We start from the raw sequence: 23444 nt of genomic DNA on the forward strand, positions 1-23444 counted from the left end.
TTTTTGATCTTTCAATTTTCAATCAGGAGAAACACTCATGAGCATTACTCGTTACGGCACCGGCAGTACCGCCGCTGGCGGTCAGCCTCGTCCTTTCGCCCGCGCCGTTGAAGCCGATGGCTGGCTGCACGTTTCCGGGCAGGTGCCGGCGGTGGACGGCGAGATTATTACGGGCGGCATTGTCGAACAGACCCACCAGACCATGAAGAACCTGATCGCGATTCTCGAAGAGGCCGGTTATGCCCTGGAAGATGTGGTGCGTGCTGGCGTGTGGCTGGAGGATCCGCGGGATTTCACCAGCTTCAACAAGGTCTTCGCCGAGTACTTCAAACCCGAACACGCCCCGGCGCGGGCTTGTGTGCAGGCGAGCATGATGGTCGACTGCAAGGTCGAGATCGACTGCATTGCGTACAAGAAAAAGGCTTGAACCGAGGTGCCCTCTTCGCGAGCAGGCTCGCTCCCACAGGGGAACGCATTCCAAATGTGGGAGCGGGCTCGCTCGCGAAGGCGGCCCCGTCAGGCCGGTATCGAGGGGTTCTTTTCCTTCGATAGCGTCGACGACACCTTTACCCATTACTGCGCCGCGCCGGTCAAAAAACCCGACGGCGTGGCCATCGCGACCCTGTGCATCGTCGCCCCACGGGCCGATGCGAAGAAAAACTACAACGACTACCGCCGGGTGCTGATCGCAAGCGCCAATAGCCTGGCCCGTCGCATCAACGAGTAACAGCGGCTGTCTGCAGCCGCGTGAACGAGGAGTTCGACCATGTCTTCTGCCCCCCAAACTGCCAACGTGGATAAAGGCGCGGCGCCCATCGGTGCCAGCCTGGTGCGTGATGTCAGCCTGCCTGCGCTGGTACTGCATCGCGAGGCGCTGGAACACAACATCCGCTGGATGCAGGCGTTCGTCAGCGACAGCGGAGCGGAACTCGCGCCCCATGGCAAGACCAGCATGACCCCGGCGTTGTTCCGTCGCCAACTGGACGCCGGTGCCTGGGGCATCACCCTGGCCAGCGCCACGCAAACCCGTGCCGCCTACGCCCATGGCGTGCGCCGTGTCCTGATGGCCAACCAGTTGGTCGGCACGCCGAACATGGCATTGATCGCCGACCTGCTGGCCGACCCGACGTTCGACTTCTATTGCATGGTTGATCACCCGGACAACGTCGCCGACCTGGGCGCCTATTTCGCCTCCCGTGGCGTGCGCCTGAACGTGATGATCGAATACGGCGTGGTCGGCGGGCGTTGCGGTTGCCGCAGCGAACAGCAAGTGCTCGACCTGGCCAAGGCCATCGCTGCGCAACCGGCCCTGGCCCTGACCGGGATCGAAGGCTACGAAGGGGTGATCCATGGTGATCACGCTGTTACCGGTATCCGCGATTTCGCCGCATCACTGGTGCGCCTGGCGGTGCAGTTGCAGGACAGCGGCGCCTTCGCCATTGCCAAGCCGATCATCACCGCGTCGGGGTCGGCCTGGTATGACCTGATTGCCGAGTCCTTCGAAGCACAGAACGCCGCTGGACGCTTCCTCAGCGTGCTGCGTCCCGGCAGTTACGTGGCTCACGACCATGGCATCTACAAGCAAGCGCAGTGCTGCGTGCTCGACCGTCGCAGCGACCTGCACGAAGGCCTGCGCCCGGCGCTGGAAGTGTGGGCGCACGTGCAGTCGTTGCCGGAGCCAGGGTTTGCGGTGATTGCCCTGGGCAAACGCGACGTCGCCTACGACGCCGGTTTGCCGGTGCCGTTGCGGCGCTACAAGGCGGGCGTGGTACCAGCCAACGGCGATGATGTGAGTGCCTGCAAAGTCACCGCGGTCATGGACCAGCATGCGTTCATGACCGTGGCGCCGGGGGTTGATCTGCGGGTGGGCGACATCATTTCGTTCGGCACTTCGCACCCGTGCCTGACGTTCGACAAGTGGCGTGTTGGCTGTCTTGTCGATGAGCAGTTGAACGTCATCGAGACCATGGAAACCTGTTTCTAAGATTGAAACCGCGGCGCGGCTTTCGCGAGCAAGCCCGCTCCCACATTTGGAACGCGTTCCCCTGTGGGAGCGGGCTCGCCCGCGAAGAGGCCCTCAAGCCAACTGCATCAATCCCGGTAAAACACCTGCACCAGGTGATACCCGAACTTGCTTTTGATCGGCCCATGCACCACCCGCAGCGGTTTCTTGAAGATCACCGCATCGATCACGCCGACCATCTGCCCCGGCCGCACTTCGCCGAGGTCGCCGCCGCGCTTGCCCGACGGGCAGGTCGAATACTTCTTGGCCAGCACATCGAACGCTTCACCCTTGGCGATGCGTTGTTTGAGCTGCTCGGCTTCTTCCGAGGTTTTCACCAGGATATGGCGGGCTTGAGCTTTCATGGGGCGGTTACCTTGCAACGATGCTGGTTATGTGGGTGGCAGCGGGGGCGCGCGATTATGCCTCAACTCAGTCCGGTTGACCGATCATCGTGCGAATCTTGTTGGCCAGCAGGTCGATGGAAAACGGTTTGGTCACCATGTCCATGCCTTCTTCAAGGAAACCCTGGCGCTCGGAAGCGATCTGCGCGTAACCGGTCATGAACAACACTTTCAGTCCGGGACGATGCTGGCGGGCGATTTCTGCCAGTTGTCGGCCGTTCATGCCCGGCAACCCCACGTCGGTCACCAGCAGGTCCACCCGCAGGTCCGACTCCAGCACCGGCAGCGCGTCTTTGGCATCTTCGGCTTCGTGGGCGCGATAACCGAGTTCCTTGAGCAGGTCCAGCACCAACATGCGCACCGCCGCATCATCCTCGACCAGCATCACCGTTTCGCCGGCAATCGCAGCTGGCGCCTCGCCGACCACGGGTGACAGGACTTTTTCCGGTTCGGTCGAATGCAGGCGCGGCAGGTACAAACGCACGCTGGTGCCTCGTCCGGGCAGGCTGAACAGGCTGACGTGGCCCCCCGATTGCTGGGCAAAACCGTAGATCATCGACAAACCCAGGCCGGTGCCCTGGCCGATGGGCTTGGTGGTGAAGAAGGGGTCGAATGCCTTGGCCAGCACCGAGGGCGTCATGCCGGTGCCGTTGTCGCTGACGGCAATCATCACGTAGTCGCCGGCCTTGACCGGTTCCAGGGTCGTGATGTCGCTGCCGTCGAGGTACACGTTGGCCGTTTCGATCTGCAACTCGCCGCCGCCTGGCATGGCGTCCCTGGCGTTGATCACAAGGTTGAGCAGGGCGTTTTCCAACTGACTGACATCGGTGTTGACCCGCCAGGTGTGCTCGGCCAGTTGCAGCTTGAGTTCAATGTGGTCGCCCTTGGTACGACTGAGCAGGTCCTCAAGCGAGCGAATCAGGTCGTTGGGGTTCAGCGGCGTGCGATTGAGCGACTGACGCCGGGAGAACGCCAGCAAGCGATGGGTGAGGGCGGCGGCACGGTTGGCCGAGGACACTGCCGCCTCGGTGAACCGGCCGATCTCGCTGGCGCGGCCTTCGGCGATGTAGCGTTGCATCAGGTCGAGGCTGCCAATGATGCCGGTGAGCATGTTGTTGAAGTCATGGGCGATGCCACCGGTCAGCTGGCCGACGGCTTCCATTTTCTGCGCATGGCGCAAGGCGTCTTCGGCACGCTCACGCTCGAACATCTCGTTTTGCAGACGCTCGTTGGCCTCGGCCAGTTGTCGGGTGCGGGCAGCCACCCGTTCCTCAAGGGTTTCGTTCAGGTTGCGCAAGGCTTCTTCGGTCATTTTGCGTTCGGTTTCGTCGATCACGAAGATGTAGAAGCCGTTGACCGCACCATCTGCACCGTGACGCGGCAGGTAATTCATCAAGGCCTGGCGCATGCTGCCGTCGCGGTGCGGCGTGCTGATGCTGAAACAGCAGGGCCGGCCGGACAGCGCCTCGGTGATGTACGGGGCGCGTAGCGCGTAGGCTTCTTCGCCGAGTACTTCAAGAATGGTTCGCCCATATAGCTCTTGCGGCGTCAGCCCGTACCAGTCGAGGTATGCCGCGTTGTTGAGGCGAAAGCGTTCTTCGCGGTCGACGTAGCTGATCAGGATCGGCATGGCGTTGATGATCAGTTGCAGCTCGGTCTGGCTCTGGCGCAGGGCTTGCTCGGTGTGTTTGCGCTCGGTCAGGTCCAGGGCGGCGCCGAGGAATCGGATCGGCCGGCCGTGATGGTCCTTGTAGCAGCGACCGCGGGCAAACACCCAGCGCATCTGGCCGTCGGTTTGCAACAGGCGATATTCCTCGGCGTATTCGCTGCCGTGGGTGATGCAGTGCTTGATGCTGCGGGCGATCAGGGCGCGGTCCTGCGGGTGTACGCCATGCAGGTATTCGCTGATCGGCAACTGGTTGGCCATGGCCGGGTCGACGCCGTGGAGCTGGGCGAAATGCACATCGGCGATGAAACGGTCCTCGCTGATGTCCCAGTCCCAGGTGCCCACCGCATCGGTGGCGGCGAGGGCCATTTGCAGGCGTTCCTCGGTTTCACGCTGGGCCTTGAGGCTGGCCGCCGAACGTTGTTCGAGTTCGAGGGCGATGCGCCGGCGTTCGTTGGTTTCGATGGCGGTGACCAGGATCCCGGCCACCTCGGCACCTTCGTCGCGGATCGGGCTGTAGGTCAGGTCGAGCCAGAAGTCGGACTCCCGGCCCTCACGTTGCAGGGTAAAGCGCTGCTCACTGTAGGTTCGTACCTGACCTTGCAGGACGGCGCTGTAGATCGGGTCGGTAAAGTCTTTCAACTCTGGCCAGATCAGGTGTGTCGGTTGTCCGAAAGCCTGCGGATGCTTGCTTCCTGCGAGCAGGGCGAAGCCGTCGTTGTAGATCTGTGTCAGTTGCGGGCCCCATAGCAGCAGCATCGGCATCGGTGAGTGAATGACGATGTCCACGGCGGTTCGCAGGCTCTGTGGCCAGGTGCTGGCAGCGCCCAGCGGGCTGCTTGCCCAGTCGATCCGGGCGATCAGGGCCTGGGCATCGCTGGCGGTGGGTATTGCGTTCATCCGGGAGTCCTGCGCCTGAGTCGCTTTAGCAGGCGCCTATTCTTGCACAGGTGGCAGGCGCCGACTGATTCAGAGGCCTGAGCGGTAAAAGTGGGAGCGAGCCTGCTCGCGAAGAGGGCGGTACATTCAAAGTCAATGTCGCCTGACTCTACGCCATCGCGAGCAGGCTCGCTCCCACAGGTAATCCCATTTCAATTCATGAGTTCGGGCCGGTCTCGAAATTGCTCCAGCGCTTCGGGATTGGCCAGGGCATCGGTGTTTTTCACCTTCTGTCCATGCACCACATTGCGCACCGCCAGTTCAACCACTTTGCCGCTGATGGTCCGCGGAATGTCGGTGACCGCGACAATCTTCGCCGGCACATGACGCGGCGTGGTGTTGGCGCGAATCGTCTGGCGGATCTGCTGCTGTAGTGCCTCGTCCAGCTCAAGCCCGTCGCGCAAGCGTACGAACAGCACCACCCGCACGTCATCCTGCCATTGCTGACCGATGGCCACGCTGTCGAGCACCTGCGGGATCTTTTCCACCTGGCGATAGATTTCCGCCGTGCCGATGCGCACGCCACCGGGGTTGAGCACGGCATCCGAGCGGCCGTGAATCATCATCCCGCCATGGGGCAATTGTTCGGCGTAGTCGCCCTGGGCCCAGACGCCGGGGAACAGGCTGAAATAGGACTGGCGCAGTTTCTCGCCATCGGCATCGTTCCACAGGCCAACGGGCATCGCCGGGAAGTGCCGGGTGCAGACCAGTTCGCCTTTTTCGCCGATCACCGGCTGACCGGCGTCGTTCCATACTTCGACGGCCATGCCCAGGCTCTTGCCCATGATTTCGCCGCGCCGCACTGGCGACACAGGGTTGCCGTTGACGAAGCAAGAGATGATGTCGGTGCCGCCGGACATCGAGGCCAGGCACACGTCAGCCTTGAAGTCGCGATAAACAAAGTCGTAACTCTGCGGCGACAGCGCCGAGCCAGTGCACAGCAACGTCCGGAGGCTGCCCAGGTCATGGCTTTCACGGGGCTTGATGCCGCTGCTTTCCAGGGTCGCGAGGTATTTCGGGCTGGTGCCGAACACGCTGATCCCTTCGTCGTCGATCAGGTCGATCAAGCGTTGCGGGTCAGGGTGGAACGGCGAGCCGTCGTACAGCACCACCGCGCTGCCTACCGCGAGGGCCGAGACCAGCCAGTTCCACATCATCCAGCCGCACGTGGTGTAGTAGAACAGGCGCTCGCCGGGGCCGAGATCGCAGTGCAGGCCGTGTTCCTTGACGTGTTGCAGGAGTACGCCGCCGGTGCTGTGGATGATGCATTTGGGCACGCCGGTGGTGCCGCTGGAGTAGAGGATGTACAGCGGATGGGCGAAGGGCACCGGGACGAAATCCGGCTCGCCGCCGGGTGCGTAGAAATCGTCCCACAGCGTCACATTGGCCGGGGTACGGAAGTGTTCGATGTGCACCTGTGGGCGTGCGTAAGGCACGACGATCAGCTGTTGCAGTGACGGCAGGCGCTGGAGGATCTCGTTGATCTTGGCGGTCTGGTCGATCTCTTTGCCGGCATAGCGGTAACCGGCGCAGGTCACCAGCACTTTCGGTTCGATCTGGCCGAAACGGTCAACCACCCCTTGGGTGCCGAAGTCCGGTGAAGAACAGGACCAGACAGCGCCAAGGCTGGTGGTGGCGAGCATGGCCACCAGGGTTTGCCAGGTGTTGGGCATGCACGCGGCGACCCGGTCACCCACACCGACGCCGGCGGCGATCAAGCCGTTTTGAAAGCCGGCGACATGCTCTGCCAGCTCGGCCCAGGTCAAATGTTCACGCTGACCGTTTTCGCCAACGGCTACCACGGCGATTGCATCATCGCGGCGCTGTAACAGATGTTCGGCAAAGTTCAGTGTGGCGCCCGGAAACCACTGGGCGCTGGGCATCTGCGGGCCTTCGAGCAGCACGGCGTCGGGCTGTTCGTGGAAGCGGATGTCGAAGAAATCGACGATGGCCTGCCAGAAATCCGGGCGTTGCTCGATGGACCATTGGTGCAGGGCAGGGTAGTCGTCGATCTTGAGGTGATACCGCTGATTGATGAAGCGCCGGAAGGCCTCCATGCGGGTCTTGCCGATGCGTTTGACGTCGGGTTGCCAGAGGATGTCGGACATGGTTTGCCTCTTCTTGTTTATGCCTTCATACAAGCTGATGTGGAGCAGGCTTCTGTGACCGGGGCGCTTGTGTGGCGAGGGGGCTTGCCCCCGTTCGGCTGCGAAGCAGTCGTAAAATCAGACAACCTTAATCGTCTGTGAGTTTATAGGGCGGCTTCGCCACCCAGCGGGGGCAAGCCCCCTCGCCACAGCGTTAGCGGCTGATCACTGCGCCAACCACCCACCATCCACATTCCACGCCGCGCCCCGCACCTGGCTGCCGGCGTCGCTGCACAAAAATAGCACCAGCTCGCCCAGTTGCGGCGGTGTCACGAACTCCAGCGATGGCTGCTTTTCAGCGAGCAGATCATGCTGTGCCTGCTGTGGGTCAACCCCGCTGGCGGCACGATCGTCGATCTGTTTCTGCACCAGCGGCGTCAGTACCCAGCCTGGGCAGATCGCATTGCAGGTGACCTGGGTGGTCGCGGTTTCCAGCGCGACCACTTTGGTCAAGCCGATCACCCCGTGCTTGGCGGCGACATAGGCGGACTTGCCCACCGAACCGACCAGGCCATGCACCGAGGCAATGTTGATCACCCGGCCCCAGCCCTTGGCGCGCATGCCAGGCAGGCTCAAGCGGGTGCTGTGGAACACCGACGACAGGTTGATCGCGATGATCGAATCCCAGCGCTCCACCGGAAACTCATCCACCGCAGCCACGTGTTGAATGCCGGCATTGTTGACCAGGATATCGACGCCGCCGAACTCACGCTCGGCGTAGGTGATCATGTCGGCAATCTGTGCCGGATCGCTGACATCGGCCGGGTGGTGGCCGACCTTGCCGCCGAACTGTTGTACTTCGGCGATCACTTGGGACGCATCGCCGAAGCCGTTGAGGATCAGGTTGGCCCCGGCCTTGGCCAGGCTGAGGGCGATCCCCAGGCCGATGCCGCTGGTGGAGCCGGTGACCAGTGCGGTCTTGCCCGAAAGAGTCGTCATGAATACCTCACACAATGCCAGTAGCGTAGAAGGTGCCGATCACCACGAAAACCGCCAGGGTCTTGATCAGCGTAATACAGAAAATGTCTTTGTAAGCCTCGCGGTGGGTCAGCCCGGTGACCGCCAACAGGGTAATCACAGCGCCGTTGTGCGGCAGGGTGTCCATGCCGCCGCTGGCCATCGCGGCGACCCGGTGCAGCACTTCCAGCGGAATGTTCGCCGCATGGGCGGCACTGATGAACTGCTCGGACATGGCCGCCAGCGCAATGCTCATGCCACCGGAGGCGGAGCCGGTGATGCCGGCCAGCAGGGTCACGGTAATCGCTTCGTTGACCAGTGGGTCGGGAATGTTCTTGAGCCAGTCGGCCAACACCAGAAAGCCCGGCAGGGATGCGATCACCGCGCCGAAACCGTATTCGGAGGCTGTGTTCATCGCCGCCAGCAACGCGCCGCTGACTGCGCTTTTACTGCCTTCGGCGAGTTTGCGGCTGATCGCCTTATAGCCAAACACCAGCACCATGAGGATGCCGACCAGCAAGGCTGCCTGTACCGCCCAGATCGCCGTGAGCTTGGCGATGTCCGTGGTCACCGGCGCGGCCATGCCTGGCAGCGCGAGGCTGTGGGTCTTGCCGTACACCTGCGGAATCCAATGGGTGAACAGCAGGTTCATGATGCCTACCGCCAACAGTGGCGACAGCGCGAGCCACGGATTGGGCAGCTTGAGGTCGGGGGCGGTTTCCGGCTCGTTGCGCAGGTCGCAGCCATAACCTTCACCGGCGCGCTGTGCCTTGTTGCGTTGACGCTGCAGAAACAGCATGCCGGCACAGAACACGAAGATCGTGCCGATCACGCCCAGCCACGGCGCCGCCCAGGCAGTGGTGTTGAAGAAGGTGCTGGGGATGATGTTCTGGATTTGTGGCGTGCCGGGCAGGGCGTCCATGGTGAACGAGAACGCGCCCAGGGCAATGGTCGCCGGGATCAGGCGCTTGGGGATGTTGCTCTGGCGGAACATTTCAGCGGCAAACGGGTAGACCGCGAACACCACCACAAACAGCGACACGCCGCCATATGTGAGCAGGGCGCAGACCAGCACGATCACCAGCATCGCCTGGCGGGTGCCGAGCAGGCGAATCGCGGCGGCGACGATGGAGCGCGAGAAGCCGGACAGCTCGATCAGCTTGCCGAACACTGCGCCGAGCAGGAACACCGGGAAATACAACTTGATGAAACCGACCATTTTTTCCATGAACACCCCGGTGAAAGCGGGGGCGACGGCAGAGGGGTCGGTGAGCAGGACGGCGCCGAGGGCGGCAATCGGGGCAAAAAGGATAACGCTATAGCCGCGGTAGGCAGCCAGCATCAGCAGCGCGAGGGCTGCCAAGGCAATGATCACACTCATGGTGTGTCTCCTGGGTTGTTATTTTTGTTGGGTGGAACTGTGTAGGGAGGCGTATAGCGAGTTTTGTGCCATCTTGTTAAGTTGTTGAAATATAAAGATATATTGTCAATATGATGAGCTGGTCAGATGGTTTTGTCTCTGGTTTGAGACTTGCTTTGGCAGTGCCGGCCTCTTCGCGGGCAAGCCCGCTCCCACAGTTGATCGAGTTGGTCAGGAGAGCCAAGTCTCCTGTGGGAGCGGGCTTGCTCGCGAAGGTCTGTCTAACAATGGAGATGCATGTCTCTTTAGAGAGACTCAGCAATCCCCAGCGCCACCATCTTCTTGTACAGCGTCGACCGCCCCAGCCCCAGTCGCGCCGCCGCCTCAATGACCTTGCCCCCGCATTGCGCAAGGGTCGTTTCGATCAGTTGCCGGTCAAATCGCTCCCGCGCCGCACTGAAGGTTTCATGGGCAAAGGGCTCCTGGGCCAAGGGCGTCACGCGCTCAACCCGGGTGAACGTACCAATCGCCGCGCGGATGTCCGCCGCCGTCAGGCGCAAGTCGTCGCTGAGCAGCGCCGCGCGCTCCAGCACATTGCGCAATTCGCGGATGTTTCCCGGCCAGGCGTGTTGCCCCAACAATTCCAGGGCTTCGTGGTGCAGCTCATGCTGGCTGCGCAGTTCCTCGAGAATCGCTTCGCTGAGCGCCGGTACGTCATCTAGGCGCTCGCGCAGGGGCGGAACCTGGATCGGCAGCACGTTGAGCCGGTAGTACAAGTCGGCGCGGAACTCGCCGCGTTTGATCGCCGCTTCCAGGTCGGTCGAGGTCGCGGCGATCACCCGTACATCGCTCTGGATCACTTCATTGGACCCCACCGGTTCGAATTCCTTTTCCTGCAGCACCCGCAGCAGTTTGCTTTGCAGGGGCAGCGGCATGTCGCCGATTTCGTCGAGGAACAAGGTGCCGCCCTGGGCGATCTGCAATTTGCCGGCGCGGCCCTTGCGGTCGGCACCGGTAAACGCGCCGGGGGCGGTGCCGAAGAATTCGGCCTCCAGCAATGATTCGGGAATCGCTGCGCTGTTGATGCTGACAAATGCCTTGTGCGCACGGGGCGAGGCATTGTGGATGGCCTGAGCCAACAACTCCTTGCCGGTGCCGGTTTCGCCGAGCAGCAGTACAGGCGATTCGGTACTCGCACTGCGCCGGGCGCGGCGTTTGACTTCCAGGCTGGCGGCGCTGGTGCCGATGAAATGGGCGAAGTTGTATTTGGTCTGCCGCGCCCGCAGCAGCGAGCGGGTGGAGGCCAGTTCTTCCTGCATGCTCATGTAGCGTTTGAGCATCGGCGACAGGCTGCGCAGTTCGTCGAACAGGGCGAAACCGATGGCGCCGATGACCACGCCGGCATCGTCGTGAATCGGCAGGCGCATGACCACCAGCGGTTCTTTTGGGGTGTCTTGCATGTCCAGCAGAATCGGCCGGCCGGTGCGCACCACTTCACGCAACAGGCTGCCGGGGATCACGCTTTCGCAGGGCTTGCCGATCGCCACTTGCGCCGATTGCAGGCCGAAGCGTCGGGCATAGCGCTCATTCATCCAGACGATGTTGGCATCGCGGTCGACAATCACCGTGCCCTCGCTCGATTGCTCGATGATTTCGAACAATGAACGGATCGCCAGCTGGCGAACGCGCTGGTAGTCCTTGAGGCTTTCGGTGGTGTTCATGGGGGTTGATCCTGATTATGTTTTGCCTGTGCCGGCCTCTTCGCGAGCAGGCTCGCTCCCACAGGGGATTTGTGAACGACACAGATCAACTGTGGGAGCGAGCTTGCTCCGGGCGGCGTTCCGACGAAGGCCGCGCCGCGGTCCAACTGAATGCAGCCGATTATGCCTGCCCAAGCAACGCCGCCGCCAACAGCTCCTTGGTATACGGGTGCTGCGGTGAGTCAAACACCTCATGGCTGGCGCCGCGTTCCACCACTTTGCCGTCCTTGATCACGATCATGTCGTGGGCCAGGGCGCGCACCACCGCCAGGTCGTGGCTGATGAACAGGTAGGTCAGACCGTGCTTTTCCTGGAGTTGACGGAGCAGGGCGACCACCTGTTTCTGCACCGTGCGGTCCAGCGCCGAGGTCGGTTCGTCGAGCAGGATCAGCGCCGGTTTGAGCACCAGCGCCCGGGCGATGGCGATGCGCTGGCGCTGGCCACCGGAGAATTCGTGGGGATAGCGATGGCGGCTTTGCGGGTCGAGGCCGACTTCGCTCAGTGCGCGGATCACTTCGGCGTTGCACTCTTGCGTGCTCAACTGGCTGTGCACTTCCAGGCCTTCGCTGATGATCTGCGCCACCGACATTCGCGGGCTGAGGCTGCCGAAGGGGTCCTGGAACACCACCTGCATTTTCTTGCGCCACGGCCGTAGCTGTTTTTGTGTCAGGCCATCCAGCGCCTGGCCCTGAAAGCGGATGCTGCCTTCGGAGTCGAGCAAACGCAGGATCGCCTGACCGAGCGTGGACTTGCCGGAACCGGATTCACCGACAATGCCCAGGGTCTTGCCGCGCTGGATGTTCAGGCTGATGCCATCGACGGCACGCAGCCAGGTCTTGCGCTGGAACAGGCCGCCACTGACGGGAAACCGCACCTGCAGATCGTTCACCTCCAGTACGTTTTCGCGCTCATCCCGGGGCAAGGCTTCGCCCTCGGGTTCGGCGTGCAGCAATACGCAGCTGTAAGGGTGCTTCGGTTCAGTGAACAGGGTTTCGCACGGCGCTTGCTCGACGATTTCCCCGGCCTTCATCACGCACACGCGCTGGGCGATGCTGCGCACCAGATTCAGGTCGTGGCTGATCAGCAGCAGCGACATGCCCAGCCGCTGTTGCAGGGACTTGAGCAGCAGCAGGATCTTGCGCTGCACAGTCACATCCAGCGCGGTGGTCGGTTCGTCGGCAATCAGCAGTTCCGGTTCGCACGCCAGGGCCATGGCAATCATCACCCGCTGGCGCTGGCCGCCGGACAGTTGATGCGGATAGGCCTTGAGGCGCTCCTCGGGTTTCTGGATGCCCACCAGGTGCAGCAGTTCAAGGATCCGCGCCTGCGCCGCTTTGCCTGCCAGGCCTTTGTGCACCAGCAAGGTTTCGCCGATCTGTTTTTCGATGCTGTGCAGCGGGTTCAGGGACGTCATGGGCTCCTGGAAGATCATCGCAATGCGATTGCCGCGCAGTTGTCGCAACTTGCCGGCATCGGCACCTACCAGTTCCTGGCCGCGATAGCGGATGCTGCCCGTTGTCCGGGTATCGGTTTGCGGCAGCAGTTGCAGGATCGAGTGGGCCGTCACCGACTTGCCCGATCCCGATTCGCCCACCAGCGCCAGGCATTCGCCGGGGCGGATGTCCAGGCACAGATTGCGCACCACGGTCTGGCCACTGAAGGCCACGCTGAGGTCACGGATTTCGATCAGGTTGGTCATTGCCGCCGTCCGCTCAAGATCTCGGATCGAAGGCGTCTCGCAACGCCTCGCCGATAAACACCAGTAAAGAAAGAATCAGCGCCAGGGTGAAGAACGCCGTCAGGCCCAGCCATGGCGCTTGCAGGTTCTGCTTGCCCTGGCCGATCAGTTCGCCCAGGGAAGCACTGCCCGCGGGCATGCCGAAGCCGAGGAAGTCCAGCGCCGTCAGGGTGGAAATCGCCCCGGTGAGAATGAACGGCAGGTAGCTCAAGGTCGCGTTCATGGCGTTGGGCAGAATGTGCCGGACTATGACTTTGCGGTCGGTCAGGCCCAGCGCGCGCGCGGCCTTGACGTATTCCAGGTTGCGCCCGCGCAGGAACTCGGCGCGCACCACGTCCACCAGGGCCAGCCATGAAAATAGTGCCATGATTCCCAGCAGCCACCAGAAATTCGGCTCGACGAAACCCGACAGGATGATCAGCAGGTACAGCACCGGCAACCCGGACCAGACTTCCAGCAGGCGCTGGCCGAGCAAATCCACCCAGCCCCCGTAATAGCCTTGCAGGGCACCGGCCGCAATGCCGATCAGCGCGCTGACAAACGTCAACATCAAGGCAAACAGGATCGACACCCGGGCACCGAAGATCACCCGGGCCAGAACGTCCCGCGCCTGGTCGTCGGTGCCCAGCCAGTTGACGCTGGTGGGCGGACTTGGAGCGGGTTTGTTCAGGTCATAGTTGGGCGTGTCGTCACTGAATGGAATCGGTGGAAACAGCAACCAGCCACCATCCTTCTTGATCAGCTTCTGCACGTAGTCGCTGCGGTAGTCGGCCTGGAACGGCAGTTGCCCGCCGAACTCCTGTTCGGTGTGGCGCTTGAACACCGGGAAGTACCACTGGCCTTGATAGCTGACTATCAGCGGTTTGTCGTTGGCGATCAGTTCGCCGCCCAGGGTCATCAGGAACAGGCCGACAAACAGCCAGAGCGACCACCAGCCCCGACGGTTTTTCTTGAAACGCTCGAATCGCCGGCGCGCCAGCGGTGAAAGCTTGAGCATCAGGCGTTCCTCGCGGCAAAGTCGATACGCGGGTCGACCAGGGTGTAGCAGAGGTCGCCGACCAGTTTTATCAAAAGGCCGAACAGGGTGAAGATGAACAACGAGCCGAACACCACCGGATAGTCCCGGGAAACCGCTGCTTCGTAACTCATGCGGCCCAGGCCGTCGAGGGAGAAGATCACTTCGATCAGCAGGGAACCGGCAAAAAACACACTGATGAACGCCTGGGGAATGCCCGACACCACCAGCAGCATGGCGTTGCGGAACACGTGCCCATAGAGCACCCGTCGCTCACTCAAACCCTTGGCCCGGGCAGTGACCACGTACTGGCGGGTGATTTCATTGAGGAACGAGTTCTTGGTCAGGATGGTCAGCGTGGCGAAGCCGCCGATCACCAGCGCGGTCACCGGCAACACCAGATGCCAGAAGTAATCGGCCACTTTGCCAATAGTCGACAGCGATTCGAAGTTGTCCGAGACCAGTCCGCGAACGGGGAACCAGTTCAGCGAAGTGCCGCCGGCAAACATCACGATCAGGAACATCGCAAACAGGAACGCCGGCATGGCATAGCCGATGATGATCGCGGTACTGCTCCAGATGTCGAAATGGCTGCCATGGTGCACGGCCTTGCGGATGCCCAGGGGAATCGACACCAGGTAAGTGATCAGCGTCGCCCAGAGCCCGAGGGAAATGGTCACGGGCATTTTGTCGAGGATCAGGTCGGTGACGGTGGCGCCGCGGAAGAAACTCTTGCCGAAGTCCAGGCGCGCGTAGCTGGTGAGCATCAGCCAGAGGCGTTCGTGTGCCGGTTTATCGAAGCCGTACTGTTTTTCAATGTCCTTGATCAGCTGCGGATCAAGCCCGCGACTAGCCCGGGACTTGCCGTTCATGGGCTCGCCGGAGCCGCCGCCGACCGCCGCGCCGCCGATGCCCTGCAAGTGTGCGATGGCCTGTTCGACCGGCCCGCCCGGTGCCGCCTGAACGATGACAAAGTTGACCAGAAGAATGATCACCAGCGTCGGAATGATCAACAGCAGGCGCCGCAGTATGTAAGCCCACATCAGTGCGGCCCTCCGGGTTTGCCACGACGGATACGCTCGGCCGTCATCTGCTGGTTGGTCAATGGCGTGGTGCTCATCTCCCACCAGCTCTCGATGGCTTCGTCATTGCTCGCTTGCACGTTCGGGATGCCGAAGCGGTTCCACCACACCGTCGAGGTGCCCGGCGGGTAATAGTTGGGAATCCAGTAGTAATTCCATTGCAGCACCCGGTCCAGGGCATGGGCGTAATGCAGCATGTCAGCCTGGGTATTGGCCCGGATCAGCCCGGTGATCAGGGTGTCCACTGCCGGGTTCTTCAACACCATGTAGTTGTTGGAGCCCGGGTCGGTGGCCGCCTCGGAACCGAAGTAATTGAGCAGTTCGCCTCCTGGAGAAGTGGTGACGGGGTAGCCGGTGACGATCATGTCGTAGTCGCGGCTCATCAGGCGGTTGACGTACTGGGACGAGTCGATGCGGCGGATATTGAGGTCGATGCCGATCTGTTTCAGCGTGCGTTTATAGGGCAACAGCAGACGGTCCATGCCGTTCTGGCTGACCAGGAAGGTGAAGCTCAACGGCTCGCCGTCGGCGTTGACCAGTTGGTCGCCGTCGGGTTTCCAGCCGGCCTGTTCGAGCAAGTCCAGGGCCTGTAGCTGCTTGTCGCGAATCACGCCGCTGCCATCGGTCTTCGGTGCCTCGAACACCTGGGTGAAGACTTCGTCGGGAATCTGCCCGCGCAGCGGTTCGAGAATCGCCAGCTCCCCGGCATCCGGCAGTTGCCGGGCGGCGAGATCGGTGTTGGAGAAAAAGCTCTGCTGGCGGATGTACATGTCGCGCATCATCTGCCGGTTGCTCCACTCGAAGTCCCACAGCATCACCAGCGCCTGGCGCACGCGTCGGTCCTGGAACATGGGCTTTTGCAGATTGAACACAAAACCCTGGGCTGGCTGCGGCGCCTGGGTGGCGAGGTGGGCCTTTTGCAGACGACCGTCGCTCAGTGCCGGACTGTCATAGCCGATGGAATAGCCGGTGGCGGAAAATTCCCGGTTGTAGTCATAGGCGCCACCGCGCAGAACCTGGCGCGCCACGTCGGTATCGCCGAAGTACTCGATGCTGAAATGATCGAAGTTGTACAGGCCACGGCTGACCGGCAGGTCCTTGCCCCACCAGTCGGGATTGCGTTCGAAGGTGATGCTGCGCCCAGAATCGATCTTGCCCACTTTATAGGGGCCGCTGCCCAACGGCGCTTCATAGCCGCCGCCACCGGCAAAATCGCGAGTCTTCCACCAGTGTTCGGGAAACACCGGCAGGGTTGCGATATCCAGCGGCAGAGTGCGATTTTCGTTGTTCTTGAAATCAAAGCGGATAGTCAGAGGAGATTCCACTTCCACGCCTTTGACGTCGGCGAACTGGGTGCGGTAACGCAGGCTGCCCTGGGTCATCAGCAGGTCGAAGGTATAGCGCACGTCTTCGGCGGTAATGGCTTTGCCATCGGCAAAACGCGCCTTGGGGTTGAGGTAAAAACGCAGTGACAGGCCGTCCTCGGAACGCTCCATCTTCTCTGCCACCAGGCCGTACACGGTGTACGGCTCGTCCAGCGAGCGCTGGGCCAGCGGCGAATAGAGCAAGCCGTCGATCTGTGTGACGCCGATGCCTTTGTCGATGTAAGGCAAGACATGGTCGAACTGCCCGATTTCGATCGCCGATCGCCGCATCGTGCCGCCTTTGGGGGCCAGCGGATTGGTGTAGGCGAAATGACTGAAGCCGGCAGGATATTTTGCCGGTTCGCCGTACACGGTCATTGCCGGTTGCGGTGCCGCATTCACACCCGCGGCACCCGACAGCAGGGCCACGGCCGTGAACAACAAGGTAGGGAAAGCCAGTCGCATTGTCAGCCTTAGAGCCGGGTGGTCGTTAACGACAATTTGTACGCTAGCGGCGCGTCCCTCGCCAGCCGAATTACGCGTGCGAAACACAACGGCCCACCAAAAGGCGGGCCGTTGTGTGAATAGCTCAAGCGTCGATCAGTCCTGACGGCTGGTCACTTCCAGCAGGTGGTAACCGAACTGGGTCTTGACCGGGCCCTGGACCACGTTGAGCGGCGCGCTGAAAACCACGGTGTCGAATTCCTTGACCATCTGGCCTGGACCGAACGAACCCAGATCACCGCCCTGGCGGCTGGAAGGGCAGGTGGAGTTTGCCTTGGCAACTTCGGCGAAATCGGCACCAGCCTCGATTTGGGCCTTGAGTTCGTTGCACTTGGCTTCCGAGGCAACAAGGATGTGACGGGCAGTGGCTCTGGCCATGGGAAAATACTCCATTCAATATTCGGTAAAATGCGCAGCCTACCGGATTCAGTGAGCTATTTCTCCTCAAAGTTCCGTTCCATGCGGGATTCACGGCAGGTAGCCCCTCAAAGGCCGGCGGCTCTCAAGCGATCGGCATGCTGGACATACAGTTCGACCGGGTCGACGCCTGTGCGCAACTGGCCTGCCGGCTGGCCAAGGGTGTCCAGGTGATCCAGCGCATAGTCGGAGCGGATAACCGTGCCCAGGTGAGAACTGAAGCGACCGACCAAACCGTCGTTCTGCCCGGCTTCCGTGACGAAATACCCGGAAAGGAGCCGACAGAAACCGTTGAGCGGATCGAGCGCATTGAGCCCCTCCTTGAGCACATTCGAAGGCACTATGCCGCTCCACGAGTAGTAACGAACACCGTTGACCCGTTCGTTACCCTTGCCACCCCAGGTGGCGGGCAGCCCTTGCGGGTATTTGTCATTGAAGGCGCCTACGCCCTCGGTGGTCAGTGCATTGAGGGCGGCAATGGCGTTGCGCGGCTGGTACCGGTTGTCGCTCAGGGTCGCGAGGAAGTCGGCGAAGAGGGTCACCACCGTCTCGGCCACATGTTCCGGCAGACGGCCCGGTGTCAATGCCTTGCGCAGGAAATCGGCGAGCTCCGAGCCATGGTTCGGCCCGCTGACGGAAGTCACCGATGCCACACTGCGTGGTGCAACCGCTGCGGCATAACGTGCGGCCAGTGCACCCTGGCTATGGCCTATGAGGTTGACTTTGCAGGCACCGGTTCCTTCCAGTACCCGCTCGATCTGCATGAGCAATTGCTTACCGCGTACTTCGTTGTCATGGATGGCCGACAAGTGGGGAACGAACACCCTTGCTCCGGCATTCCTCAGCGCCTGCCTGATGTCGTGAAACAGCTCGAACTTGCCGATTCTTTCGAAGCCGAAAAGGCCGTGGATCAGCAGTATTGGATAACGAGTGCTTGCATTCCTTTGCATATTCACACCTTTGCACAGAAGTTCGTCGGGACTGCATGGCGTTTCACTCTAAAACACTCGAGGTTGGCGCGATGTATGAAAAGTCCGCTGAAACCTCCGGAAAGCGGAATAGTGCAAGTGTGAATGCTGAAGATTTTCTGAGGCTTTGTCGGAATCGTTTGACGATTTTTCACGGCAATCAGGTGGCTCTTGATCAAAGACCTACTTCACATGTATCGACTTTCCGAGCGAGGCTGAGTGAGCGGCCGACATCACGGCGGATAGTCGTGAGGTTAAATAGACGTCATCCAAAACCGGCCACCCGTTCGGTGTTTATTCCAAGGACTGGAGCGAATGAATGACTGTCTATGAAGCCGACACCTTGAATCTCGTCCTGCAACCATTGCCCCCGCCCTTACTGGAGCAGGCGGAAAACGGTGTTCTGAACCCCTCTGACCGAAAAGCCGTCATCAGGGTCCGCCCCTACCCAGGCATGACCTGCGGCGACAAATTGCTATTGAATTGGGCGGGGCTTGATGCCGATGGCCTCGCCTGCAATCATCAGGTGACGCGTTTCGTCAGTGACGACAGGGTCGGCGAGGACATGATCTTTGCCGTGGGTAGCGCTTATATCGAGGCGCTCGACGGTGGTTCACTCGAAATCAGCTACTCGCTCTTGAGCAGTCGTTTTATCGGGATCGTGCACTCCCATCGTTTACAGCTGTGTGTGGGTGATGTGCAATCAGACCTGTTACCCGCGACGGTGGACGACGCGGTGGGCAGAACGCTTGATCCGGATCGGGTCAAGGAAGGGGCGATCGTTACAATCAAACCCTATGCGCGCATGACGGCGGGCGACTGGGTGTTGCTGACCTGGACGGGTGTTTCGCTCGAAGCAAGCTTCAGTGATGCACTCAAGGTCGAGTCCTTTGCTGTGGGCAATGAGTTGTCGTTCTGGGTCAGCCCGGAGTGCATTGCGCCCAATCTGGGGTCATCCGTTTCCGTCGATTATTGCGTCAAGCAAGCAGGGCATGGCCCTCGATACTCTGAAGTAACGACACTGATGATTGGCAAGATGGAGCGGGGACCACTGCCAGCACCTATTGTGCTGGAAGCCGACGAAGGCTGGGTGGATCTGCATGACGTGCAGGATGGAGTGACCGTCGTCATCGAAAACCCCAGGGCTGAAAAAGGGGAGCTGGTTTGCCTGAGATGTGACGGGGAGAAATTCAATCACTGTGACGAGCGCGAAATCACCAGAGACACCGCGGGCGAGCCGTTGATATTCATCGTTCCCTACCGGTTCTGGAGGGAACATCGAGATTCTGCGATCCGTGTTTCCTGTTCGGTCGAGCGCCTTGATGACAGCTCTCAACAATCCGGGGTGACACGGGTTAAGGTGCAATCCCTGATGGGACATTGATCGCCATTTGCCCTCCAGTCTTCAGATGAAGGCCGGAGGGCGGACAGGTGATGCCGGTTATTGGGCGTTGTCTTGCACTCGCAGCCGATCTGCCGCTTCAAGCAACAGCTGTTCTGTCCCGGCCCAACCAAGGCAGCCATCGGTCACTGACACACCGTATTGCATTGACGAACTCAACGGCTGACAGCCCTCGAACAAATGGCTCTCGATCATCATGCCGATCAGCGAACGATCACCTTGCAGGCGCTGTTCAAGCACATCGTTGAACACGGCCGGCTGGCGCAACGGGTCTTTGCCGCTGTTGGCGTGACTGCAATCGACCATGATGCGGGCCGGAATCCTGAGCCGGGCCAAGTCACTGTTGACCCGGGCGATACTGGCGCTGTCGTAGTTCGGCCCGCGATGGCCGCCGCGCAATACCAGGTGAGTGTCCGCATTGCCCGGGGTTTGAATGATCGCCGGATGGCCCTGGCTGTCGACACCGAAATGGCGATGGGGATGGGCGGCGGAACGCATGGCATCGCTGGCGACAGCGACACCGCCGTCAGTCCCGTTCTTGAACCCGACAGGCATGCCCAGGCCGCTGGCCATTTCCCGATGGATCTGCGACTCCGTGGTCCGGGCGCCAATCGCCACCCAGCTCAACAGGTCATCGAAGTAGCCGGCTGCCATCGGTTGCAGCAGTTCAGTTGCGACGGGCAAACCCAGGCGGAGCATTTCGCGCATCAGCTCGCGGGACAGCGTCAGGCCGGCGGCCATGTCATCGCTACCATCCAGGTGCGGATCGTAGGCCAGGCCTTTCCAGCCAACCGTGGTACGGGGTTTTTCGACGTAGGCGCGCATCACCAGGAGCATTTCGTCGCTGACTTCTGTGGCGAGGCGGGCAAGGTTGCTGGCGTATTCGAGGGCTGATTCCGGATCATGGATCGAGCATGGGCCTACGATGACCAGCATACGGGAGTCTTCACCGTTGAGAATCGCGCGAACCGCCTGGCGGTGGGTGGCGACTTGCTGGGTCAGGATGTTACCGAGGGGCAATTGCTGTTTGAGTTGCAATGAGCTGGGCAGACGCAGGGTCAGCGCTTCATTGGCAGGGCTCAAGGTGGACAGCGGCAGTGCGGAGACGGACGAGTTCATATTCAAGGCTTCCTGGGCTGGTGGCGGGTTCGTGCCCGCGCGCTCGGCCCTACTGGGGTGTTCGACAATTGGCCAGACTGGCTGTGTGTGTGCGCTTGCCACCTGTGGGTGACCGATCGGAGGCGGCAGGCTGTCCCGAGCGGTGGGTGGTAAATCGCCAGGCGGTAAAACTGTCGTAACGGTAATAAGTGGCGTAGTTCATGGTCTGAATCCTCTAAATGTCTGGTGTGTCGCTAAAAACTTTGGGGCTGAAAAAACAAAACCCCCGGTCGGGAGGCCGACCGGGGGTTGAGAATTCTCTGGTGGCGACCCGTTTAAAGTGGGCGCCGTGTGGGTATCAGGCGCGCCAGTGGCTAAACCAATACCCAAAATAAAAGCTGACTGGAGCACAGCCGTCGTTCACCCGGGCAGCCGCAACCGAGCGCAGGGCGCTGGCGGTACGAAGCTGTGAGAGGGTGCTGAACATGGTCTGTCTCCGATGGATGGGTCGAGCTTACTAGAGGCCGGTGCGCAGATTCAATCAGAAAATGCTATTGGCCGGCGACAGGGTTTTCTATCGCTTGAGTGGCCTGAGGGTTGTGACAAACTCTGCGTCTGTTTAAAAGTACATCGACACAAGGACGCCTCATGTTACCGCTGACCATCGCCGCAGCCCAATCGATCTCTATCGCCGGAGACATTGCTGGCAATATCGCCAGGCACCAACGCTTCATCGCGGCAGCCGCGGAGCAGGGCGTGCAGTTGCTGGTGTTCCCTGAATTGTCGCTGACCGGCTACGAGCGCGGGCTCGCGGCCGAGCTGGCCATTGTGTCGGATGACGCCCTTCTGCAACCGCTGCGAGACGTCGCCCGGGCAGTCGGTGTGACGGCTGTCGTCGGTATGCCGATTCGACTGCCGGATAACCAGTCGGTCCTGATCGGTGCGCTGGTGCTGGGGGCCGATGGTTCGCTTGGGGTCTACAGCAAGCAGCATCTGCATCCCGGGGAAGAAGTGGCGTTTGCACCGGGCGCCGGGGGGGAGCCCCTTACCATCGGGACAGACACTATTGCTCTGGCGGTCTGCGCCGACTTTTCCCACTCCAGCCATGCCGCTGCTGCAGCGTGCCAGGGTGCAGATGTCTACGCCGCAGGCGTGCTGATCACGGAAAACGGCTACGTCGCGGATACCGCGTTGCTGCAAGGCTATGCCGCGCAGCACTCCATGGTGGTGTTGATGGCCAATCATGGTGGCGCGACAGGTGGCTGGACGTCGGCAGGACGCAGCGCGATCTGGGCGTCGGACGGTTTGTTGATTGCGGCCGCCACCGGTACCGGCAGCCAGTTGGTTGTGGCCCGGCGCAACAGCGAGGGCTGGAGCGGGGAAGTCGTCGCCGTGGAGCCGGTGTGATGGATTGCGCATGGCGTGCGGCCACGCCAGAGGACCTGGCCTTCGCCCGCCACCTGACCTGTAAAAACATGCTGCGCTACTACATTCGGCACGACCTGATATGGCTGGACGAAGCTTTTGACGTGGCCTGGTCAGGGCGGGACAACCGAATGCTGACAAGCGGCGATCAGTTGCCCGGTTATGTGAGCTTGAGCCGTGATGCCAGAGCGTTGTACATCCGCGAACTGCAGGTCGTCGAAGCGTTTCGCGGGCTGGGCATTGGTTCCTGGGCAATCGATCAGGTGCTGTCAGTCGCATACCAGGAGCGGCGATCGGCGTTACGCTTGACGGTTTTTGAAAATAACCCGGCGCGGGCGTTGTACGAGCGCAAGGGATTCACGGTGGTGGGTAAGGATGAATGTTTCCTGAGAATGCAGCTTGATATCAGTCCATGACATTGGCGCAACGCGTTTGCGACCGGCCTTTCAAGATGAATTGAAACTTTTAATCTGATGCTTTCCGCTAGGTCTGCCAGATGCTTTTTGCTAAGGTGTCTGGCAACCCAATAAGACCATATCGCGAGGTGTCTGCTTGATTAGGGTGCTAGTAGTCGATGACCATGATCTCGTTCGTACAGGCATTACACGAATGCTGGCTGACATCGATGGCCTGCAAGTAGTCGGCCAGGCCGAGTCGGGTGAAGAATCCCTGCTCAAGGCGCGTGAGCTGAAACCCGATGTGGTGTTGATGGACGTCAAGATGCCGGGTATTGGCGGTCTTGAGGCCACTCGCAAATTATTGCGCAGTCATCCGGATATCAAGGTCGTCGCGGTGACCGTGTGTGAAGAGGACCCGTTTCCTACGCGGCTGTTGCAAGCCGGTGCGGCAGGGTACCTGACCAAGGGGGCAGGTTTGCCGGAAATGGTCCAGGCCATCCGCCTGGTGTTCGCCGGGCAACGCTACATCAGCCCGCAAATTGCCCAGCAACTGGCGATCAAGTCCTTCCAGCCCACCAACGACTCGCCTTTCGATGCCCTGTCCGAGCGGGAAATCCAGATCGCGCTGATGATAGTCGGCTGCCAGAAAGTACAGATCATTTCCGACAAATTGTGCCTGTCCCCGAAAACCGTGAACACCTACCGTTACCGCATCTTCGAAAAGCTTTCGATCAGCAGTGATGTCGAGTTGACGCTGTTGGCGGTGCGTCATGGCATGGTCGACGCCAGCCTCTGAAA

The 23444-nt window shown here is 61.1% G+C and carries 19 protein-coding genes and 1 pseudogene; 7 read left to right on the forward strand and 13 right to left on the reverse strand.

The annotated features are described in order from the left end of the window. Positions 1-37 precede the first annotated feature (37 nt). The 3 genes and pseudogenes from PPUTUW4_RS12040 (at position 38) to PPUTUW4_RS12050 (ending at position 1984) form a co-directional block, all read left to right on the forward strand. A complete protein-coding gene (locus PPUTUW4_RS12040) occupies positions 38-427 on the forward strand; it encodes a RidA family protein (protein WP_015094895.1) in 390 nt (129 codons plus the stop codon). An 87-nt stretch (positions 428-514) separates the two neighbouring features. Beyond that, a pseudogene (locus tag PPUTUW4_RS12045) lies at positions 515-727 on the forward strand (IclR family transcriptional regulator); the annotation flags it as partial. 39 nt (positions 728-766) lie between these two features. After that, the gene (locus tag PPUTUW4_RS12050; protein WP_015094896.1) at positions 767-1984 is read left to right on the forward strand and encodes an amino acid deaminase; all 1218 of its coding nucleotides are present in this window, start codon (positions 767-769) and stop codon (positions 1982-1984) included. Positions 1985-2091: 107 nt separating this feature from the next. Here PPUTUW4_RS12050 and PPUTUW4_RS12055 read toward each other — a convergent pair whose 3' ends face one another. The 12 genes from PPUTUW4_RS12055 to PPUTUW4_RS12110 form a co-directional block, all read right to left on the reverse strand. Then, entirely contained in the window at positions 2092-2367 is a 276-nt protein-coding gene (locus PPUTUW4_RS12055; protein WP_007898282.1) for a peptidylprolyl isomerase, read from the reverse strand. A gap of 67 nt (positions 2368-2434) precedes the next feature. Beyond that, positions 2435-4972 carry a PAS domain S-box protein gene (locus tag PPUTUW4_RS12060; protein ID WP_015094897.1) on the reverse strand — a complete coding sequence of 846 codons (2538 nt, stop codon included), beginning with the start codon at positions 4970-4972 and terminating at the stop codon, positions 2435-2437. Between the two features lie 191 nt (positions 4973-5163). Next, positions 5164-7119, reverse strand: coding sequence for an acetoacetate--CoA ligase (locus PPUTUW4_RS12065; protein WP_015094898.1), 1956 nt, complete (start codon positions 7117-7119; stop codon positions 5164-5166). 204 nt (positions 7120-7323) lie between these two features. Then, positions 7324-8097: a 3-hydroxybutyrate dehydrogenase gene (locus tag PPUTUW4_RS12070; RefSeq protein WP_015094899.1), complete on the reverse strand. Its 774-nt coding sequence runs from the start codon at positions 8095-8097 to the stop codon at positions 7324-7326. Between the two features lie 7 nt (positions 8098-8104). Next, positions 8105-9496 carry a GntP family permease gene (locus PPUTUW4_RS12075; RefSeq protein ID WP_015094900.1) on the reverse strand — a complete coding sequence of 464 codons (1392 nt, stop codon included), beginning with the start codon at positions 9494-9496 and terminating at the stop codon, positions 8105-8107. A gap of 284 nt (positions 9497-9780) precedes the next feature. Next, positions 9781-11196, reverse strand: a complete 1416-nt coding sequence (locus tag PPUTUW4_RS12080) for a sigma 54-interacting transcriptional regulator (RefSeq protein ID WP_015094901.1) — start codon at positions 11194-11196, stop codon at positions 9781-9783. Between the two features lie 160 nt (positions 11197-11356). Beyond that, entirely contained in the window at positions 11357-12934 is a 1578-nt protein-coding gene (locus tag PPUTUW4_RS12085; RefSeq protein ID WP_015094902.1) for an ABC transporter ATP-binding protein, read from the reverse strand. Positions 12935-12947: 13 nt separating this feature from the next. Continuing rightward, positions 12948-13970 carry an ABC transporter permease gene (locus tag PPUTUW4_RS12090; protein WP_015094903.1) on the reverse strand — a complete coding sequence of 341 codons (1023 nt, stop codon included), beginning with the start codon at positions 13968-13970 and terminating at the stop codon, positions 12948-12950. Next, the gene (locus PPUTUW4_RS12095; RefSeq protein WP_015094904.1) at positions 13970-15031 is read right to left on the reverse strand and encodes a microcin C ABC transporter permease YejB; all 1062 of its coding nucleotides are present in this window, start codon (positions 15029-15031) and stop codon (positions 13970-13972) included. The genes PPUTUW4_RS12090 and PPUTUW4_RS12095 overlap by 1 nt, the downstream gene beginning before the upstream one ends. Beyond that, the gene (locus tag PPUTUW4_RS12100) at positions 15031-16899 is read right to left on the reverse strand and encodes an extracellular solute-binding protein (RefSeq protein WP_015094905.1); all 1869 of its coding nucleotides are present in this window, start codon (positions 16897-16899) and stop codon (positions 15031-15033) included. Before PPUTUW4_RS12100 ends, PPUTUW4_RS12095 begins: the two co-directional genes overlap by 1 nt. A gap of 135 nt (positions 16900-17034) precedes the next feature. Continuing rightward, positions 17035-17316: a peptidylprolyl isomerase gene (locus tag PPUTUW4_RS12105; protein WP_015094906.1), complete on the reverse strand. Its 282-nt coding sequence runs from the start codon at positions 17314-17316 to the stop codon at positions 17035-17037. A 107-nt stretch (positions 17317-17423) separates the two neighbouring features. Beyond that, positions 17424-18305: a triacylglycerol lipase gene (locus PPUTUW4_RS12110; protein WP_015094907.1), complete on the reverse strand. Its 882-nt coding sequence runs from the start codon at positions 18303-18305 to the stop codon at positions 17424-17426. 337 nt (positions 18306-18642) lie between these two features. Between PPUTUW4_RS12110 and PPUTUW4_RS12115 the strand changes: the two genes are divergently transcribed. Continuing rightward, the gene (locus PPUTUW4_RS12115) at positions 18643-19707 is read left to right on the forward strand and encodes a hypothetical protein (protein WP_015094908.1); all 1065 of its coding nucleotides are present in this window, start codon (positions 18643-18645) and stop codon (positions 19705-19707) included. Positions 19708-19764: 57 nt separating this feature from the next. Here the strand turns inward: PPUTUW4_RS12115 and PPUTUW4_RS12120 are convergent, their stop codons facing one another. Beyond that, complete coding sequence (locus PPUTUW4_RS12120; RefSeq protein WP_015094909.1) at positions 19765-20844, reverse strand: 3-deoxy-7-phosphoheptulonate synthase; 1080 nt, start codon at positions 20842-20844, stop codon at positions 19765-19767. 627 nt (positions 20845-21471) lie between these two features. On the opposite strand from PPUTUW4_RS12120, the gene PPUTUW4_RS12125 reads away from it, so the two are divergent. The 3 genes from PPUTUW4_RS12125 (at position 21472) to uvrY (ending at position 23442) form a co-directional block, all read left to right on the forward strand. Further along, positions 21472-22230, forward strand: coding sequence for a carbon-nitrogen hydrolase family protein (locus PPUTUW4_RS12125; protein ID WP_015094910.1), 759 nt, complete (start codon positions 21472-21474; stop codon positions 22228-22230). Further along, a complete protein-coding gene (locus tag PPUTUW4_RS12130; RefSeq protein WP_015094911.1) occupies positions 22230-22664 on the forward strand; it encodes a GNAT family N-acetyltransferase in 435 nt (144 codons plus the stop codon). The genes PPUTUW4_RS12125 and PPUTUW4_RS12130 overlap by 1 nt, the downstream gene beginning before the upstream one ends. A 136-nt stretch (positions 22665-22800) precedes the next feature. Then, entirely contained in the window at positions 22801-23442 is a 642-nt protein-coding gene (gene uvrY / locus PPUTUW4_RS12135) for a UvrY/SirA/GacA family response regulator transcription factor (RefSeq protein WP_008015884.1), read from the forward strand. The last annotated feature ends 2 nt before the right edge of the window (positions 23443-23444 follow it).

It is taken from the genome of Pseudomonas sp. UW4 (genome assembly GCF_000316175.1).
In the GTDB taxonomy this organism is placed as follows: Bacteria; Pseudomonadota; Gammaproteobacteria; order Pseudomonadales; family Pseudomonadaceae; genus Aquipseudomonas; species Aquipseudomonas laurylsulfatiphila.

Bases quoted from the DNA above. Each gene is read 5' to 3' on its own strand.
- PPUTUW4_RS12040 (WP_015094895.1), top strand. From the start codon at position 38: ATGAGCATTACTCGTTACGGCACCGGCAGTACCGCCGCTGGCGGTCAG.
- PPUTUW4_RS12050 (WP_015094896.1), top strand. From the start codon at position 767: ATGTCTTCTGCCCCCCAAACTGCCAACGTGGATAAAGGCGCGGCGCCC.
- PPUTUW4_RS12055 (WP_007898282.1), bottom strand. From the start codon at position 2,367: ATGAAAGCTCAAGCCCGCCATATCCTGGTGAAAACCTCGGAAGAAGCC.
- PPUTUW4_RS12060 (WP_015094897.1), bottom strand. From the start codon at position 4,972: ATGAACGCAATACCCACCGCCAGCGATGCCCAGGCCCTGATCGCCCGG.
- PPUTUW4_RS12065 (WP_015094898.1), bottom strand. From the start codon at position 7,119: ATGTCCGACATCCTCTGGCAACCCGACGTCAAACGCATCGGCAAGACC.
- PPUTUW4_RS12070 (WP_015094899.1), bottom strand. From the start codon at position 8,097: ATGACGACTCTTTCGGGCAAGACCGCACTGGTCACCGGCTCCACCAGC.
- PPUTUW4_RS12075 (WP_015094900.1), bottom strand. From the start codon at position 9,496: ATGAGTGTGATCATTGCCTTGGCAGCCCTCGCGCTGCTGATGCTGGCT.
- PPUTUW4_RS12080 (WP_015094901.1), bottom strand. From the start codon at position 11,196: ATGAACACCACCGAAAGCCTCAAGGACTACCAGCGCGTTCGCCAGCTG.
- PPUTUW4_RS12085 (WP_015094902.1), bottom strand. From the start codon at position 12,934: ATGACCAACCTGATCGAAATCCGTGACCTCAGCGTGGCCTTCAGTGGC.
- PPUTUW4_RS12090 (WP_015094903.1), bottom strand. From the start codon at position 13,970: ATGCTCAAGCTTTCACCGCTGGCGCGCCGGCGATTCGAGCGTTTCAAG.
- PPUTUW4_RS12095 (WP_015094904.1), bottom strand. From the start codon at position 15,031: ATGTGGGCTTACATACTGCGGCGCCTGCTGTTGATCATTCCGACGCTG.
- PPUTUW4_RS12100 (WP_015094905.1), bottom strand. From the start codon at position 16,899: ATGCGACTGGCTTTCCCTACCTTGTTGTTCACGGCCGTGGCCCTGCTG.
- PPUTUW4_RS12105 (WP_015094906.1), bottom strand. From the start codon at position 17,316: ATGGCCAGAGCCACTGCCCGTCACATCCTTGTTGCCTCGGAAGCCAAG.
- PPUTUW4_RS12110 (WP_015094907.1), bottom strand. From the start codon at position 18,305: ATGCAAAGGAATGCAAGCACTCGTTATCCAATACTGCTGATCCACGGC.
- PPUTUW4_RS12115 (WP_015094908.1), top strand. From the start codon at position 18,643: ATGACTGTCTATGAAGCCGACACCTTGAATCTCGTCCTGCAACCATTG.
- PPUTUW4_RS12120 (WP_015094909.1), bottom strand. From the start codon at position 20,844: ATGAACTCGTCCGTCTCCGCACTGCCGCTGTCCACCTTGAGCCCTGCC.
- PPUTUW4_RS12125 (WP_015094910.1), top strand. From the start codon at position 21,472: ATGTTACCGCTGACCATCGCCGCAGCCCAATCGATCTCTATCGCCGGA.
- PPUTUW4_RS12130 (WP_015094911.1), top strand. From the start codon at position 22,230: ATGGATTGCGCATGGCGTGCGGCCACGCCAGAGGACCTGGCCTTCGCC.